The 16,475-nt window shown below is 63.8% G+C and carries 16 protein-coding genes; 7 read left to right on the top strand and 9 right to left on the bottom strand.

From position 1 onward, the window contains the following. Window positions 1-41: 41 nt before the first annotated feature. Genes ACR3EL_RS07045 through ACR3EL_RS07035 form a run of 3 tightly spaced genes read right to left on the bottom strand, consistent with a single transcriptional unit; the run spans window position 42 to window position 2,064 of the window. Entirely contained in the window at window positions 42-944 is a 903-nt protein-coding gene (locus ACR3EL_RS07045) for an EamA family transporter (protein WP_170338309.1), read from the bottom strand. 21 nt (window positions 945-965) lie between these two features. Then, the gene (locus tag ACR3EL_RS07040) at window positions 966-1,868 is read right to left on the bottom strand and encodes a fatty acid desaturase (protein WP_480720977.1); all 903 of its coding nucleotides are present in this window, start codon (window positions 1,866-1,868) and stop codon (window positions 966-968) included. Continuing rightward, window positions 1,861-2,064, bottom strand: a complete 204-nt coding sequence (locus ACR3EL_RS07035; RefSeq protein WP_170338305.1) for a DUF2061 domain-containing protein — start codon at window positions 2,062-2,064, stop codon at window positions 1,861-1,863. Before ACR3EL_RS07035 ends, ACR3EL_RS07040 begins: the two co-directional genes overlap by 8 nt. A gap of 109 nt (window positions 2,065-2,173) precedes the next feature. Between ACR3EL_RS07035 and ACR3EL_RS07030 the strand changes: the two genes are divergently transcribed. Both ACR3EL_RS07030 and ACR3EL_RS07025 read left to right on the top strand, forming a co-directional pair. After that, entirely contained in the window at window positions 2,174-3,040 is an 867-nt protein-coding gene (locus ACR3EL_RS07030) for a helix-turn-helix domain-containing protein (protein WP_170338303.1), read from the top strand. Window positions 3,041-3,130: 90 nt separating this feature from the next. Then, window positions 3,131-3,313, top strand: a complete 183-nt coding sequence (locus ACR3EL_RS07025; RefSeq protein ID WP_093962276.1) for a hypothetical protein — start codon at window positions 3,131-3,133, stop codon at window positions 3,311-3,313. Here ACR3EL_RS07025 and ACR3EL_RS07020 read toward each other — a convergent pair. From ACR3EL_RS07020 to bcoG, 3 genes are all read right to left on the bottom strand, one after another. Next, window positions 3,310-4,071: an SDR family oxidoreductase gene (locus ACR3EL_RS07020; RefSeq protein ID WP_170338301.1), complete on the bottom strand. Its 762-nt coding sequence runs from the start codon at window positions 4,069-4,071 to the stop codon at window positions 3,310-3,312. The two genes, ACR3EL_RS07025 and ACR3EL_RS07020, sit on opposite strands and share 4 nt — an antisense overlap. Continuing rightward, window positions 4,068-5,531 (bottom strand): carnitine 3-dehydrogenase, encoded by a 1,464-nt coding sequence (locus tag ACR3EL_RS07015; protein ID WP_170338299.1) that lies wholly within the window; start codon window positions 5,529-5,531, stop codon window positions 4,068-4,070. Before ACR3EL_RS07015 ends, ACR3EL_RS07020 begins: the two co-directional genes overlap by 4 nt. A gap of 81 nt (window positions 5,532-5,612) precedes the next feature. Further along, entirely contained in the window at window positions 5,613-6,527 is a 915-nt protein-coding gene (gene bcoG / locus ACR3EL_RS07010) for a 3-dehydrocarnitine:acetyl-CoA trimethylamine transferase BcoG (RefSeq protein WP_170338297.1), read from the bottom strand. 133 nt (window positions 6,528-6,660) lie between these two features. Between bcoG and ACR3EL_RS07005 the strand changes: the two genes are divergently transcribed. After that, a complete protein-coding gene (locus ACR3EL_RS07005) occupies window positions 6,661-7,647 on the top strand; it encodes a GlxA family transcriptional regulator (RefSeq protein WP_480720974.1) in 987 nt (328 codons plus the stop codon). Window positions 7,648-7,725: 78 nt separating this feature from the next. Here the strand turns inward: ACR3EL_RS07005 and ACR3EL_RS07000 are convergent, their stop codons facing one another. From ACR3EL_RS07000 to ACR3EL_RS06990, 3 genes are read right to left on the bottom strand one after another with little or no spacing between them, the layout of a single operon-like run. Beyond that, window positions 7,726-8,772 (bottom strand): aldo/keto reductase, encoded by a 1,047-nt coding sequence (locus tag ACR3EL_RS07000; RefSeq protein ID WP_170338293.1) that lies wholly within the window; start codon window positions 8,770-8,772, stop codon window positions 7,726-7,728. A 56-nt stretch (window positions 8,773-8,828) separates the two neighbouring features. Beyond that, on the bottom strand, window positions 8,829-9,290 hold the full coding sequence (locus ACR3EL_RS06995) for a DNA polymerase III subunit chi (protein ID WP_170338291.1): 462 nt from the start codon (window positions 9,288-9,290) through the stop codon (window positions 8,829-8,831). 4 nt (window positions 9,291-9,294) lie between these two features. Further along, window positions 9,295-10,761, bottom strand: a complete 1,467-nt coding sequence (locus tag ACR3EL_RS06990) for a leucyl aminopeptidase (RefSeq protein WP_480720971.1) — start codon at window positions 10,759-10,761, stop codon at window positions 9,295-9,297. Between the two features lie 228 nt (window positions 10,762-10,989). Here ACR3EL_RS06990 and lptG point away from each other — a divergent pair, with 228 nt between their 5' ends. The 4 genes from lptG to pdxA all read left to right on the top strand — a co-directional run bounded on the left by lptG (window position 10,990) and on the right by pdxA (window position 16,464). Then, window positions 10,990-12,090, top strand: a complete 1,101-nt coding sequence (lptG, locus tag ACR3EL_RS06985; protein WP_170338287.1) for an LPS export ABC transporter permease LptG — start codon at window positions 10,990-10,992, stop codon at window positions 12,088-12,090. Then, window positions 12,090-14,258: an LPS-assembly protein LptD gene (locus ACR3EL_RS06980; RefSeq protein ID WP_170338285.1), complete on the top strand. Its 2,169-nt coding sequence runs from the start codon at window positions 12,090-12,092 to the stop codon at window positions 14,256-14,258. The genes lptG and ACR3EL_RS06980 overlap by 1 nt, the downstream gene beginning before the upstream one ends. A gap of 128 nt (window positions 14,259-14,386) precedes the next feature. After that, window positions 14,387-15,502 carry a peptidylprolyl isomerase gene (locus tag ACR3EL_RS06975; RefSeq protein ID WP_367646308.1) on the top strand — a complete coding sequence of 372 codons (1,116 nt, stop codon included), beginning with the start codon at window positions 14,387-14,389 and terminating at the stop codon, window positions 15,500-15,502. Further along, window positions 15,499-16,464, top strand: coding sequence for a 4-hydroxythreonine-4-phosphate dehydrogenase PdxA (pdxA, locus tag ACR3EL_RS06970; protein WP_170338282.1), 966 nt, complete (start codon window positions 15,499-15,501; stop codon window positions 16,462-16,464). Before ACR3EL_RS06975 ends, pdxA begins: the two co-directional genes overlap by 4 nt. The last annotated feature ends 11 nt before the right edge of the window (window positions 16,465-16,475 follow it).

Raw genomic sequence — 16,475 nt, 5'->3', positions numbered from 1 at the left:
AGATCAGAAGGCGCACGGACCTCCGCGCGCCTTTTTGCATCTCAGATCGCGGCGACCAGGATCAGGATCGAGAGACCCAGCAGGACCATCCCCATAGTCTCGCGCCGCGTCACCGTCTCGCGGAAGACCAGGACCGAGGCCATGAGGCTGAAAATCAGCTCCACCTGCCCCAGCGCCTTGACGTAGGCCGCGTTCTGCAGGCTGAAGGCCCAGAACCAGCAGAACGACCCGCCCAGGCTGGTCAGCCCGACGAAGATGCCGGTGCGCCGCGTGTCCCATACCGCGCGCAGCTCGGCCCGGTCGCGCCAAACCAGCCACAGCGCCATCGACAGGAACTGGATCGAGACTACGACTGCCAGCGTCACCAGCGCCCGAAACCAGGCCTCGCCATCGCCCAGTTGCAGCGATGCGCCGCGATAACTGACCGCGGAAAAGGCGAACAAGACACCCGATCCCAACCCCAATTGCGAGGCGCGGTTGGTCAGGTGACGCCACCACGCCCCACTGCCGCCCGGCGTTTTCGACAACAGCAGAACCGCCAGAAGCCCCAGCAGGATGGCCCCGAACGCACCGGCCGAAACCCGGTCGCCCAGCACGACGAAACCGACGATGGCGGTCTGGATCACCTCGGTTTTCTTGAAGGTGATGCCAACGGCAAAGTTGCGCTGTTTGAACAGCGCCACGACGCAGATCGTGGCGAGGATCTGGGACACCCCACCGATGGCGGCATAGAGCCAGAACAGAGGCGGCAGCGCAGGCAGCGGCAGACCGCTGAGACGCATCGCCACCACCAGACCCAGCAGCACCAGAGGCATCGAATAGGCAAAGCGCGCAAAGGTCGCGCCGGTCGCCGACAGCTTCACGCTGCTCAGCGATTTCTGCAGCATGAAGCGCACCGTCTGAAAGGTGGCGGCGGCCAAGGTTACGGGAATCCACAAACTCATGGCTTCCCTTCTGTCGTCAAATCAGGGTTTTGGCCAGAGCGGATGTTCTACAGGATCCTTGGCACGCCAGAAATACTGCCGGAAAACATGTCCGTACGAGCGATAGACATAGGCCTCGTTGCAGGCCAGATAGCGCTCTTTCCCACGGCGATAGAGCGCTGGCAGCCGATACCATGGCGCCGCCGGGTTCATGTGATGAACGACGTGCAGGTTGTTGTTCAGAAACAGAAAGGCAAGCGGTCCGCGGTCTTCGACGATCACCGTGCGGGCGCGCGATTTCTCGTGCGCGCGGTGTTCCAAAAAGGTGCGGATCTTGACAAGCGCCAGCCCCAGATAGGCCGCCAGAACAAAGGCCCAGACCGGCATCGCTGATTGCGCCACGATCCACAGAACCGTCGCTACGCCCGGCAGATGCAAGGCCCAGGCCAGCCAGATGTCGCGGTCCCCGCGCACTGCGCCCCGCCAGTCGTCGCGCAGAAAGGCCAGCTGGCCGATGATCGGGCCCAGCACCATACGCCCCAACAGCGTGTTGTTCGCCTGATAGACCCACCGCTGCCACCGAGGCAACCTGGCCCAGACAGCCGGGTCCAGATAGTTGGACTCCGGATCGTCATAGGGGTCTGTCAGGTTGGCATCCTGATGGTGCGCCAGATGCAGATCGCGGAAGCGGTTGTAGGGGATGAACAGGGTCAGCGGCAGCGCCATCAGCACCTCGTTCAGCCACTTTGCGCGGAACGGATGGCCGTGCAGCGCCTCATGCGTCAGCGATGAATGCAGCGCCGCGACGACACCCATCATCGGCACCGCCAGCCAGAGCGACCACGCAGCCACACCGAAAATCGCGACCAACCAAAGGGTATAGCAGGCAAAGATCAGGGCAAAGGTCGGCCATTCGGGGGTTTTGGGGGTGGTCGCCTCAGCCATGCCGCCCCCAAGAAATACCGGCCCAGATGCGCTCGTAAATCACGTAGAGCGTCAGGCCAATCGCCGTGTTCACCACCGCCAATGCTCCACCGATAGCGACCGAGCCGGTGGCGAACAGCCCCACCACGGTCATGACCGCGAGGCCCATCGCATTCCAAATGATTGCTTTCACGACAGATCTTCGCCGCGTTTCCATTCCGGTCCCCAGTCTTTTTGCTTTTCACACAAGCGTTACCTGCCAGTGGCCCTGTCGAGAATTCCGAATATGATTAACAAATCTCAGCGTTCGTGATAATTATCATCACATGCAGGTAATTTTCGACAAACGAGACCGCGCCGCGCAGTTCCGCCTGCGCCTGGCCCGCGCCATGGAACAGCGGAAGATGAGCCAAAGCGCGCTGGCGCGCACCATCGGGGTCGATCGCTCAACCGTTTCCCAGTTATTGACCGATACGGGCGCACGCCTGCCCAACGCCCATGTGGTGGGCAGCTGCGCCTCGGCTCTGGGGGTGTCGGCGGATTGGCTGCTCAGCCTCTCGAACCGACCCGAGAGCGCGGCCGAGCTGCTGGCCAGTTCACTGAGCATGACCGAGGCACCCCGCGCCCTTGTCGACGAGCGCATCTTTGAATGGCATCAGGAGGCCGCCGGCTACAAAATCCGCTATGTTCCGGCCACCCTGCCCGACATGCTGAAAACCCGCGCCGTGCTGGAATGGGAATACGCGCCGCATCTGGGCCGAACCGCCGACCAGGCCATCGGCGCCTCCGAGGACCGCCTGACCTGGATGCGTGGTGCCCAGTCCGACTATGAAATCGCCATGCCACTGTATGAGATTTACAGCTTTGCCCATGGCACCGGCTATTATGACGGGCTGCCCCTGCAGGTGCGGCTGGACCAGATCGATCATATGCTGGAGCTGTGCGAACAGCTGTATCCGCGCATGCGTATTTACCTGTTCGATGCCAAGCGGCTCTATTCCGCGCCGGTCACCATCTTCGGTCCGCTGCTCTGCGTGTTCTATGCCGGCAGCCATTACATGGCCTTTCGCGACCGGGATAGGATTGAAGTTTTTACACGCCATTTCGATACCTTGGTCCGCGAAGCTGATCTGACTGCCCGGCATTTCCCGACCCACCTGCGCCAACTGCGCGCGGCCATTTCGGCAGGGTAACACAAGCCAACAGGTGCAATTTCCCACCCGATCCCCTATATTGAGGTGCGCGAAAATCCGAACGATCCGACCAAAAGGAGGATATCAGGAATGGACGCTCTCAAAACCGCTCAATACGCGCGCGCCCTCTACTCGGCGCATGGCGACAAGGCCGAGGCCGAAGCCGCCCAGAAAGCCCGCGAATTCGAAGCCGCCGGAAACGTGGAAGAGGCACAGAACTGGCAGGCCGTTCGCGCCTCGATCCGTCAGATGCGCGGCCCCAACCAGGGCTAAAGCTTGGGGTCGGGGTTCACGGTGTGCCCATCGACGGCGATGACCTGCCCCGACACCAGCCGTGCCGCATCCGAGGCCAGGAACACCGCCATGGCGGCAATGTCATGCGCTTCGACGAAGCGGCCCATCGAAGTACCCGCCGCATAGCCCTGATAGACCTGATCGCGGGTCATGCCCTTGGCGGTCGCTTCGCGCTGCAGTACGCCCTCCATCCGCGGGCCTTCCACCGCGCCGGGGCAGATGACGTTGCACCGCACGCCGTGCGGCCCCAGCTCCATCGCCAGGGTCTTGCCCAGCCCGATCACCGCCCATTTCGCCGCCGCATAGGGCGCACGGTTGGGATAGCCGTACTGCCCGGCGGTCGAGGATGTGATCAGCACCGCGCCGCGCCCCTGCCGCTTGAGCATCGGCGCCGCGTATTTCGCGCACAAAAACGCCCCGTCCAGGTTGACGGAAATACATTTTTGCCAATCGCTTAGCGCAACATCTTCGACCAATGCGGTCGGCCCCGCGATACCCGCATTCGCGCACAGAACGTCCAGACCGCCCCACTGCGCCGCGATCTTGCCGAACAGCGCTGCGACGGCGGCCTCATCCGACACATCGACCTGCGATCGCCCCCAGTGATCCGGGCAGGCCTGAAGCGCAGCCGCGTCCACATCGGCCACCCAAACCTGCGCGCCCGCGGCGTCGAACGCCTCGGCCATCGCGCGCCCCACGCCCGAGGCACCGGCGGTGATCAGAACCCGCCCTGTCATGCCGGTTTGCGGATCGCCGCCCCCGCGCCCTCGGGATAGGGCAACCCGGCCTGAGCTTCGGCGATGCGGGCCATCGCGGCCTCGATCCGCGGCGACGGCGCACAGGGTCGACGGGTTTCCAGGCTGACATGCAGCAGAAAGCTCTCGCCCGTGGCGAGCAGTTTGTCGCCCTCGTACATGCTGTGGAACAGGTGCAGCTTCTTGCCCTGCCCCAACAGCATCTGCGTGCGCACCTCGATTTTCGCCCCGGCACGGGCCTCGTCCAGATACCGGATGTGATTCTCAGCGGTGAAATAGCTGCCGCCCGAGGCGATGTAGTCGGCATCGCAGCCGACGATCTCCATGAAGCGGTCGGTCGCAGCGGCAAAGGCCTCAAGATACCGCGCCTCGTTCATGTGGCCGTTGTAGTCGGTCCAGTCCAGCGGCACCGCGCGGGCCAGTGTCAGGATCGGCTGGCTCAGATCCGCCTGCTCCAGCGTCGGCAGGGCACCCGGCTTCAGCAGCGCGTCATGCTGGTTCAGCACTGCCCCCGCACCCCAGTCGCGCGCCTTCAAGGCCCGCATCATGCCCACCAGATTGTTGTCACGAATCCGCTCCAGCTCGCGGATCGAGTGCATCCCCGATTGCGCGTCCGACTGGTCGGCGATCATGTCGACCAGCGCGTCGGTGAACTCGGGCACATCCATCAACTTGGTCCAGGGCCATTTCAGCGCCGGACCGAACTGGGCCATGAAATGCCGCATCCCGGCCTCGCCCCCGGCCACGCGATAGGTCTCGAACAGGCCCATCTGCGCCCAGCGGATGCCAAAGCCCATGCGGATCGCCTCGTCTACCTCCTCGGTCGTGGCCACGCCGTCTTTGACCAGCCACAGCGCCTCGCGCCAGACGGCCTCGAGGAACCGGTCGGCGATATGCGCGTCGATCTCCTTACGGACCTGCAGCGGGAAGAATCCGACCGAGCGCAACACGTTCTTGGCCTGCTCAAGCAGTTCGGGCGGGTTGGCGGCCGAGGGCACCAGTTCGACCAGCGGCAGCAGATAGACCGGGTTGAACGGGTGCGTTACCATGATCTGTTCGGGCCGCAGCGCGCCTTCCTGCAGCTCGGATGGTTTGAACCCGCTGGTCGAGGACCCAATGGTCGCCCCCGGATCACAGGCCTCCTGCAGCCCCTGGTAAACCTTCAGCTTCAGATCCAGCCGCTCGGGCACGCTCTCCTGTATCCAAGTGGCCCCCTGCACCGCGTCGGCCATGTCGCCATGAAAGCTAAGCGCGCCTTCGGGCGGCAGCGGCACATCGCTCAGCCCGGGCAGCGACCGCCGCGCGTTGTCCAAGACCTCGCCGATCTTGCGCTCGGCCTCGGGGTCCGGGTCGAACACCCGCACGTTCCAGCCATTCAGCAGAAACCGCGCGGCCCATCCGCCGCCGATCACGCCACCACCGATGATCGCTGCCGTTTTCATCTTCTCTCCTTCGCCCCGAACGTCCAGGCCGCACCGGGGGCCATCGTTATTCGACAGGTTTTGCGAGGGTCGCCCCGCCCGTCAGGACGCCACAGGCGCCCGTTTGACCAATCCCAGCTTCTCACGCACTTCCTGCGGCCCGATCACCCGCGCGCCCATGTTCTCGATGATAGTGCCTGCGCGCTCGACCAGTTGCCAGTTTTCGGCCAGCACCCCCTTGTCCAGCCACAGGTTGTCCTCGAGCCCCACGCGCACGTTGCCGCCGGCCAGAACCGAAGCCGCCACATAGGCCATCTGATGCCGCCCCAGCGAGAACGCGCTGAAGGTCCAGTCGTCGGGCACGTTGTTCACCATCGCCATGAAGGTGTTCAGGTCATCCGGCGCGCCCCACGGCACGCCCATGCACAGCTGCACCAGCGCATTCGGGGCCAGAACGCCCTCTTTCACCAATTGCTTGGCAAACCACAGATGGCCGGTGTCAAAAGCCTCGATCTCGGGCTTCACGCCCAGATCGGTCATCATCTGCCCCATCGCCCGCAAGGCGCCGGGCGTGTTGGTCATCACATAGTCGGCCTCGGCAAAGTTCATGGTGCCGCAATCCAGCGTGCAGATTTCGGGCAGACACTCGGCCACATGGGCCACGCGTTCCGAGGCACCGATCATGTCGGTGCCTTCGGCCACGGGAAACGGGGCTTCGACCCCGCCGAACACGATGTCACCGCCCATGCCGGCGGTCAGGTTCAGAACCACGTCCACCTCGGCGTCGCGGATGCGGTCCGTCACCTCGCGATACAGGTCCAGACGGCGGCTGGGCGCGCCGGTTCCGGGGTCACGCACATGGCAATGAACCACCGCCGCCCCGGCCTTGGCGGCCGCGATCGCACTGTCGGCGATCTGCTTGGGCGAACGCGGCACATGCGGGCTGCGATCCTGCGTCCCACCCGAGCCGGTCACGGCACAAGTGATGAATACTTCGCGGTTCATTTCCAAAGGCATGGTGTTATCCCCAAGTTATACACGGCTTCGCCATGGGTTTTCCCCAGGCTTCTCCCCGGATTCCGATTTGCGTCTGGCCCCGACTCTGGCGCAGCCTTGACCAGACAACTTGCCAGAATGCGAATCAGACTTGATGAAATCCGCAAAAAACATCCTCCAGCCCGAGCACCGCGCGCTGAAAACCGCCGTTCTGGTGCTGGACGAGTGCAACACGCTCAGCTTCGCCTCGGCCGTGGACCCGATGCGCGCCGCCAACCGGCTGGCCGACCGCCCGGCCTTCGACTGGGACTACGTGACCGCCACGCCCGAGCCGGCGACGCTGACCAGCGCGTTGCAAGTGCCGGGCATCCCCCTGGCGCGTCTCGACCACTGCGACCTGATGATCGTGATCGCGGGGTTCAACCTGGTGCGCCACGCCACCCCCAGCCTTCTGGCCGGACTGCGCCGCGTCGCCAATACCGGCGCCACGATGGCGGGCATCGACGGAGGCCCCTGGCTGTTGGCCGAAGCGGGGCTGCTTGACGGTCACGCCGCCACCACCCATTGGGAAGATCTCGAGACCTTCGCCAGCCGCTTCCCCGAAGTCGACGTGCGCCCCGACCGGTTCACCGTGTCGGGCAACCGCCTGACCTCGGGCGGCGCGATCCCCGCGGTCGAGATGATGCTGCAAATCATCGCGGCACGCCACGGCGCCGGCTTCGCGGCCCGTGTCTCGGGCCTGTTCCTCTACGAAGGCGCCCCCGAACCCGGCAGACCACAGAGCCGTACTGGGGCGCCACACCGCCACAGTGCCCTGACCGCCCGCGCCAACGCGATCATGCAGGCCGCGCTGGACGACCCGCTGCCCCTGGCCGAGATCGCAAAAGCCCTTGGGACCAGCCCGCGCACCCTGCAGCAGCAATTCCGCCTGCGCCTCAACACCACGCCGCAGGACCACTACCTGCAACTGCGCCTGGCCGAGGCCCACCGCCTGGTCACCGACACCGACATGCCGCTGATGGACGTGGCGCAGGCCACGGGGTTCACGTCACAATCCAGCTTCGCCCGCGCCTTCCGCACCGCGCACGGGCAGTCCGCCCGCGACCTCAGACAAGACCGCACGCAGCCCACCCATCACTGACGGGCGCACACTTCATCTGGCCAAAAAAAATATCCCGGGGGAGTCGCCCAAGGGCGACGGGGGCAGCGCCCCCATCCCTCAATACGGCATCGGATGCGCGCGATGGGCCGCGTTGATCTCGGCCATAACCTCATCGGACAGCACGACATCCCGCCCCTCCAGGATCCGCTCCAGCTGCGCCTGCGTGGTCGCGCCGAAGATGACCGAGGTCATGAACGGCCGCGCCTGGCACCAGGCCAGCGCCATGTGCACCGGGTCCAGCCCGTGTTTAGCGGCAATCGCCAGATAGGCTTCGACCGCGTCGAAAACCCGGTCGCCTTTGCGCCCGCCCATCTGCGGCACGATCGACATGCGCGATCCCTCGGGCACAGCCCCGCCCTGATACTTGCCGGTCAGAAATCCGGCGGCCAGCGGCGAGAAGGCCAGCAGGCCCACATCCTCATAGGCGCTCAACTCGGCCATGTCGGTGTCATACAGGCGGCACAGCAGGGAATACTCGTTCTGGACCGACGCGACCCGTGGTGCCCCCAACTCGTCGGACAGGCGCAACCACTGAGCGGTACCCCAGGCGCTTTCGTTCGACAGGCCGAAGGCGCGGATATTGCCCTTGTCCACCTGCACCTGCAGCGCCTCGAGGCATTCGCGCATGTTGTCCAGAACCGCCTGCCGATCACCGCCCGACGGGTCGTAGTCCCAATTCTGCCGGAACATGTAACTTCCGCGGTTGGGCCAGTGGAATTGGTACAGGTCGATGTAGTCGGTCTGCAGACGCCGCAACGATCCCTCGATGGCCCCGGGGATCGTGCTGGCCGAGATCGGTGCTCCGTCCCGCGCATGCGCGAAGCCGGCGCCCGAATGCTTGGTCGCCAGAACATAGCTGCCGCGGCGGGCCGGGTGTGCCGCATTCCAGTTGCCGATGATCTGCTCGGTCTTGCCCACGGTCTCCTTGGTGATCGGGTTGACCGGGTACATCTCGGCGGCATCAAGGAAATTGATCCCGGCCGCCAGCGCCGTGTCGATCTGACGATGCGCGTCCGCCTCGGGGGTCTGCGTGCCGAATGTCATGGTTCCGAGGCACAGGTCCGAGACCTGGATGCCCGTGCGGCCCAACGGTTTCATTTTCATCAATCAATCTCCTGTCGCGCGGATCGCCACGCCTGCAATCTGATTTCGGTCCCGAGTCAGCCGGATTCGGCCTTTTTCTCCCAACGGCCGGATTCCTCCGACCAATACTGCGCCGCGCAACCCGCCGCGGTCAGAGTCTTCCATTGACCACGCGCATGATCCACCGCACTTGGATCGTTGCCGTCGAACAGGATGCAAACCCGCTCTGAGGCGGTCACCTCATCCGGCGTCACCTCGGCCCCGTCCACCGCCATCAGGCAAGACGGGTTGTTGGCAGCGTCCGCCTCGGTAGTCAGCAGAATCGGCTGAACCGCGTCATACGGCCCACCTGCCTGCCCATGCGGCAGAAACGCGTCTTCGGGGCCCAGCCAAAGCCTTTCGTCCAGCCAGTCCATCCGCGCAGGGTCAGTACCTCGCACCGCAATCCGCCACCCGGCCTGTCGTGCCTTGTCCAGCAACACCGGCAAGGTCTGCTCAAGTGGTTGGCGGGTCAGGTGGTAGAAGTAGACGGCGCCCATCGACCTACTCGAAATTGTCCTGCACGAAACGGCTGAGCGCACGAACACCCCAACCCGTGGCGCCCTTGGGCGCAAAGGACGTTTCCGCCGCAACCGAGGCCACGCCCGCGATGTCCAGATGGATCCAGGGTGTTTCTTCCTTGACGAAACGCTGCAGAAACTGCGCTGCGGTGATCGAACCGGCCGGCCGGCCGCCCACGTTCTTCATGTCCGCGATGCGCGACTTCAGCAGATCGTCATAAGCCTGCCCCAGCGGCATACGCCACGCGCCTTCATCCTCGGCCCGGGCCGCCTTCAGGAACGCGTCGCAGAAGGTGTCGTTGTTGGAAAACACGCCTGCGTTTTCATGCCCCAGCCCGATGATGATCGCGCCGGTCAAGGTGGCCAGATCGATCATGCCGACCGGATTGAACCGCTCCTGCGCGTACCACATGACGTCACACAGCACCAAACGTCCCTCGGCATCGGTGTTGATGATCTCGACCGTATCGCCCTTCATCGACTTGACGACGTCGCCCGGCCGCGTGGCACTGCCCGAGGGCATGTTCTCGACGAGCCCGACCAGGCCCACGACATTGGCCTTGGCCTTACGCTTGGCCAATGCGCGCATGGTTCCCGCAACGACGCCTGCGCCGCCCATGTCCATGGTCATCTCTTCCATGCCCGCGGCCGGTTTGATCGAGATACCGCCAGTATCGAAAACGACCCCCTTGCCGACCAGAGCCAGCGGCGCGTCATCGGCATCGCCGCCATTCCACTGCATCACGACGACTTTCGAGGGGCTGTCCGAGCCTTGCCCGACGCTCAGCAGAGTCCGCATGCCCAACTCGGCCAGTTTGTCTTCGTCCAGCACCTCGACCTTCAGGCCCAACTCCTCCATCTCTTTCAAACGGTTGGCAAATTCGGTCGTCGTCAGGATGTTGGCGGGTTCGTTCGTCAGGTCGCGGGTCATGCGCACACCATCAGCCACTGCATAGAGCGGTGCGAAGGCGGCCTCGGCGTCTTCGGGCTTGGCGTGGCAGATGGTCACCGTGCCGTCTGCGTCATCGTCCTTGGTTTTGTGTGCGTCGAAATCATAGCTGCGCAAAGCAATGCCCAGGGCCAGTTCCTCGGTCCGGACCTGGTTGCCCGCCATGACCAGCAGGTCCTTGCCACCTGCCAGCTTGGCCAGCGCGGCTCCGCCCTTGCGGGCTTCGTCCGGTTCCGGGCGGCGTGGCAGGACCAGAATGTCCAATGCCTCGGCCTCCATCCCGCCGGGCCAAGCCAACGAGATCACGTCGCCTGTCTTGACCTTGGCGAAACGGTCGCTTTCCACCAGCCGGGCCACGGCACCACGGGTCAAGCGGTTTGCGCGGCGCGCGGCGGGGTTCATCTTGCCATCGGCCGGTATGAGAATGGCCACTCGGCCTTGGGCCTGTGCCATCAGGTCCAGTTCGAAGGCTTGAAAACGGATCGGTACCAGACTGCTCATTTCTTGCTCCTGAAAAACTCTGCCCACAGACCTAGCCCGCGCCGCCGCCATTGACCAGATAGCAGTTTTCCCCGCCCGCCAATTGCATTAAGGTCGCGCCAAAATGACCGGCAGGCTCGGGGGAGAAAACTTGGCATCATTCGGCAGGCATAGGCCGTCGCGCATGTTTTTGTGCCTTGGCGATTCTGGCAACAGGCCTGCTGGACGCCCCGTGCCGGGGATGCGGCCGTGATTCTGGACCGGTACTTCGCCCGCCGCTTTTTGCAGAGCTTTCTGGTGATTGGGGCCATCTTCCTGACACTGATGATCCTGATCGACCTGATCGAACAGGCCCGTCGGTTCAATGACGCCGACCTGTCCTTTGGCCAGGTTCTGCAGCTGACGTTGTTGAACACGCCCGCTGCGATCAGCGAGATGCTGCCGCTGTTGATGATCCTGTCGACCATTGCTTTGTTTGTCGGCCTCGCCCGAAGCTCGGAGTTGGTGGTGACCCGGGCGATCGGCCGCTCGGGTATCCGCGCGCTGGTGGCACCGGTCCTTCTGGCGCTGCTAATCGGAACGCTGGCGGTGGCCCTGCTGAACCCGATTGCGGCGGCCACGTCCGAGCAGTACCGGCATTTCTCGGATCTATACAAAAACGGTGGCAATTCCGCCCTCTCGATCAGCCGCGACGGGCTTTGGCTGCGTCAGGGCTCACCGCAGGGCCAATCGGTGATTCATGCCCGCGCATCGACCAACGACGCCGAGCTTGAATTGATCGACGTGACCATCATCACGTTTTCGCCCGAAGGTCTTCCGACCCGTCAAATCATCGCCGACGGCGCTCGCCTCGAGGACGGGGCCTGGATCTTGCGCAACACCAAGGAATGGCCCCTGTCCAGCGACACCAACCCCGAGACCCACGCCGTTACGCATGAGACTCTGCGGCTGCCCACTTCGCTGACCCGTCAGCGCATCTTGGAAACCTTGGGCCAACAGGACAGCGTCTCGGTCTATGACCTGCCCCAGCTGATCCGCGACCTGCGCGAGGCGGGCTTTTCAACCAAGCAATACGAGGTTTGGCTGCAGGTGCAGCTGGCGCGCCCATTCTTCCTGATTTCGATGGTGTTGATCGGCGCGGCCTTCACCATGCGGCACGTGCGGTTCGGCGGCACCGGCGTCGCCGTGCTGACTGCTGTTTTGCTGGGGTTCGGCGTGTACTTCGTGCGCAATTTCGCTCAGATTTTGGGAGAGAACGGCCAATTGCCGATTGTGATTGCGGCCTGGGCACCACCGTTTGCGGCCATATTGCTGTCGCTCGGCCTTCTGCTGCACGCGGAGGACGGTTGATGCGGCGCCTTCTGCCCCTTCTTTTGTCCAGTGCCGTGTTCTTTTCCGGTCCGGGGCTGGCATTGGCCCAGACCTCGGAGACCAGTACGCCCGCGTCTGACACGGCACAACAACAGGATCAGCCTGCCCTGCTGGTCGCCGACAGGATCTTCATCACCCCGGATCGCAAACTGGTGGCCGAGGGCAACGTCGAAGCTTTTCAGGGCGACGTCAAACTGTCCGCACAGCGCGTGGTGTTCGACCGCGAGTCGGGCGAGCTGACGCTGGAAGGTCCGATCCGGATCGATCAGGGCGGACGCTCGACCGTCCTTGCGGACTCAGCGCAACTGGATGACGGCATCCAGAACGGGTTGCTGACCGGCGCACGGCTGGTCTTCGATCAGCAGGTACAGATCGCGTCGGTTCAGGCGACCCGCGCGGCAGGACGATACACGCAGTTCAGCAAGGTCTCGGCCACGTCCTGCCATGTCTGCGCCGACGGTCGGCCGCCCCTCTGGCAGATCCGGGCGCGCAAGGTCACGCATGATCAGCTCGAACGGCAGTTGTATTTCGAGGGCGCCCAGTTCCGCATTCTGGATGTGCCGGTTTTCTACTTTCCAACCCTGCGACTGCCGGACCCGACACTGGATCGGGCAACCGGATTTCTTGTGCCGTCAATCCGCACGACCTCGCAGTTGGGTACTGGCGTCAAGACGCCGTATTTCTTCAAACTGGGCGATCACAAGGATCTGACGCTGACCCCCTACCTGTCGTCCAAGACCACGACGCTTGGCTATCGCTACCGGCAGGCCTTCAAGAACGGCCGCATCCAGTTTGAAGGGGCCTATACCCGCGACGACGTCCAGCAGGAGCAGGATCGGGGCTATTTCTTTGCAAATGGCTGGTTCAATCTGCCGAACGATTTCCGGCTGACCTTTGACGTCCAGACCGCATCGGACGACTCGTACCTGGCGGACTACGGGCTGCCTGACTATGACCGCCTGCGCAGCGAGATCGCGCTCGAGCGCATCAAACGCGACACGGCGTTTCGGACCAGCTTCATTCACTACAAGACCCTGCGCGACAGCGAGGAACAGGATGAGATCCCGTCGCAGGTCTTCGATCTGTTCTACCAGAAACGCTATTTTCCCGCCTCCGCTGTCGGCGGTGAGGTGCGGTTGGGCTTCGTCACCCACACCCACACCCGGACCAGCGACGAGGATATCATCGGGCGCGATGTGGCCCGCGCCACATTCGACGCCCAGTGGCTGCGCAGCTGGACCTTTGCCTCCGGGTTGCGCGCGGATGCGGAACTGGGGGCTTCGGTCGACACGTTCGACATTCGCAACGACAGCGCCTACCCCGACCAGATCACCCGGTCGACCCCGCGCGCGGCTTTGACGCTGCGCTACCCGATGACCCGGCGCGAAGCCTCTGGTGCGACCCAGTTTCTGGAGCCGATCGCGCAGTTTGGCTGGACCCATGTTTCGGACACCGATGTGCCCGATGACGAAAGCACCTTCCAGGAATTTGACCAGGGCAACCTGTTGTCCCTGTCACGCTTTCCGGCCGAGGACCGACGCGAAGACGGCACGACCGCGGTCGTGGGCGTGAACTGGGCTCGGTATGCCCCGGGCGGCTGGCGGGCATTGGCCACGGTCGGCCAGGTCTTCCGCTCGACCGCCGATCCGAACTTCACCGCTACGTCCGGCCTGCAGGGAACTTCCTCCGACCTGCTGCTGGCAGGGCAGATCAAGACGAACAATGGCCTGACGCTGGCCGCACGCGGATTGATGGATGGCGATTTCAGCTTTACCAAGGCTGAATTGCGCGGAACCTGGGCCAACGAGGGGACCCAACTGGGCGGAAGCTATATCTGGCAGCAGCCGGACCCGGCCGAAAACCTTGACATGGAAACATCCGAGATACGGTTGACCGCACGTCAACGACTGGATGAAAACTGGAGAGCCAACGCCCTGGCCCGCTATGATCTGGCAGAATCCGAACCGCTGCGGCTGGGCTTGGGTGTGACGTATGAAAATGAATGTGTGCAGGTTAACATGTCCGTCAGCCGGCGATATACTTCGACATCAAGTATTGAGCCTTCGACGGAATTCGGCTTTACCGTTGCACTGACAGGATACGCCGTTGAAGGCGGGGGCAAGAAGTATAAAAGAAAATGCAGCTGATTTCAGGTTTTTCCAGGTTCTTTCGTTCCCGTTGGCTGACGGCATTTGCGCCCAGCCTCGCGGTCGCCATGCTGACAGTTGCGCCTCAGCAAGCCCCCGCGCAAAGCTTGTTTTCACCGGCTATCCGCGTGAATCAGGATATCGTCACCTGGTACGAACTGGATCAGCGCCAGCGGTTTCTCGAAATTCTGGGTATCCCGGGCAGCTCGGAGGCCGAAGTCCGCAAGGCGCTGATCGACGAGCGCCTGCGCAAACAGGCCATGCGCGAAGCCGGCATCCAGCCCACACCCGAAGACATTCAGGTTGCGATCGACGAATTCGCTTCGCGTGGTCAGCTGACCCCGGATCAATTCCTGAAGGCGCTGGCTGACGCGGGTATCGACCGGGAAACCGTGCGGGATTACGTATCCAGTCAGCTGGCATGGCGCGACTATGTCAGCGCCCGCTTTATCTCTCAGGCCCGTCCGACGGACGACGAAATTGACCGTGCAATGGGTCAGACCGGCGGTGGCGGTCTCCAGGTTTTGCTGTCCGAAATCATCATCCCCGTGAATGCGCAAACCTTGGCACAGGCCGAAGCCTTGGCCGACGAGATCGCCCGTGTCGAAACCATCGATGCATTTTCGGCCGCCGCCACGCAGTACTCGGCAGCGCCGACACGCGAAAATGGCGGACGCCTGGACTGGTTGAACGTCAGCAACCTGCCTCCGGCGCTGCAACCGGTTATCCTTGGCCTGAAGAATGGCGAGGTCACGGCCCCGCTGAGCCTGCCCAACGCCGTAGCCCTGTTCCAGATGCGCGGCCTGCGAGAAGTGGCCGCCAGCACGCCGCGGTTCTCCAAGATCGACTATGCGGCCTATTACCTGCCTGGCGGACTCAGCCCCGAAACACTGCAAAGAGCCGCCGAACTGAAGGAAACGGTGGATACCTGCGACGACCTGTACGGCATCGCCAAGGGGCAACCGCCCGAGGTACTCGACCGGGTCTCGGCAAGTCCGTCCGAAATCCCGCGCGACATCGCGCTGGAACTCGCCAAGCTGGACCCAAACGAGGTGTCGACCTCTCTGACCCGAAACAACGGCCAGACGCTGGTGTTCCTCATGCTGTGCAATCGGACGCGCGATCTGGGTGAGGACACGTCGCGCGAGGACGTGGCCAACGCGCTGACGCAGCAACGCCTGCAGGCATTCGCCAACAGCCTCGTCGAACAACTGCGCGCCGACGCCACCATCATCGAGCAATGACCGCGCCCATCGCGCTCAGCTGCGGAGAACCTTCGGGCATCGGTCCGGAGATCGCCGCCAAGGCTTGGACCGCATTGCGCGACAGCTGCCCATTCTTTTACATCGGCGACGCCGGTCACCTGCCCGACGACATCCCCACGACCGAGATCGTAGACCCGGCCCAAGTGGCTGACATCTGCGCAGAGGCGCTGCCGGTGTTGCCGCTGACCTTTCCGGCCCCGAACCTGCCCGGCCACCCCGATCCAGCCAATGCGCCTTCGGTGATAGACGCCATCGAAACCGGCGTGTCACTGGTGCAATCGGGCGCGGCCTCGGCCCTCTGCACGGCACCGATCCACAAGAAGGCCCTGATCGACGGCGCCGATTTCGCCTATCCTGGCCATACCGAATTTCTGGCGGCGCTGGCAGGCCGTTCCCGCGTGGTGATGATGCTAGCCAGCGAGCAACTCCGCGTGGTACCCGCCACGATCCACATCCCACTGTCGCAGGTGCCCTCGCGCCTCACGCCCGACCTGCTGCGCGACACGATCGCAATCACCGCCGACGGCCTGCGCCGCCAATTCGGCATCCCGCATCCTCGCATCGCGGTGGCCGGGCTCAACCCCCATGCCGGCGAGGGTGGCAAGATGGGCCGCGAGGAACTGGACTGGATCGCCCCTCTGCTGGCCGATCTCACCCCCGAGGGCTACACCGTCACCGGCCCGCACCCGGCAGACACGATGTTCCACGCCGCCGCACGCGCCCGCTATGACGCCGCCATCGCCATGTATCACGATCAGGCGCTGATCCCGATCAAGACCCTCGACTTCGACCGTGGCGTGAACGTGACCCTGGGCCTGCCCTTCATCCGCACCTCGCCCGACCATGGCACCGCGCTCGACATCGCCGGACAGGGCATCGCAAACCCCACCAGCCTGATCGAGGCGCTGAAACTCGCCCAACGCATGGCACAAAGCACTTGATCCTTCATCTG

The sequence above is a fragment of the Ruegeria sp. BJ3 genome (genome assembly GCF_056535665.1).
This window is presented reverse-complemented; position numbering and strand designations above follow the sequence as displayed.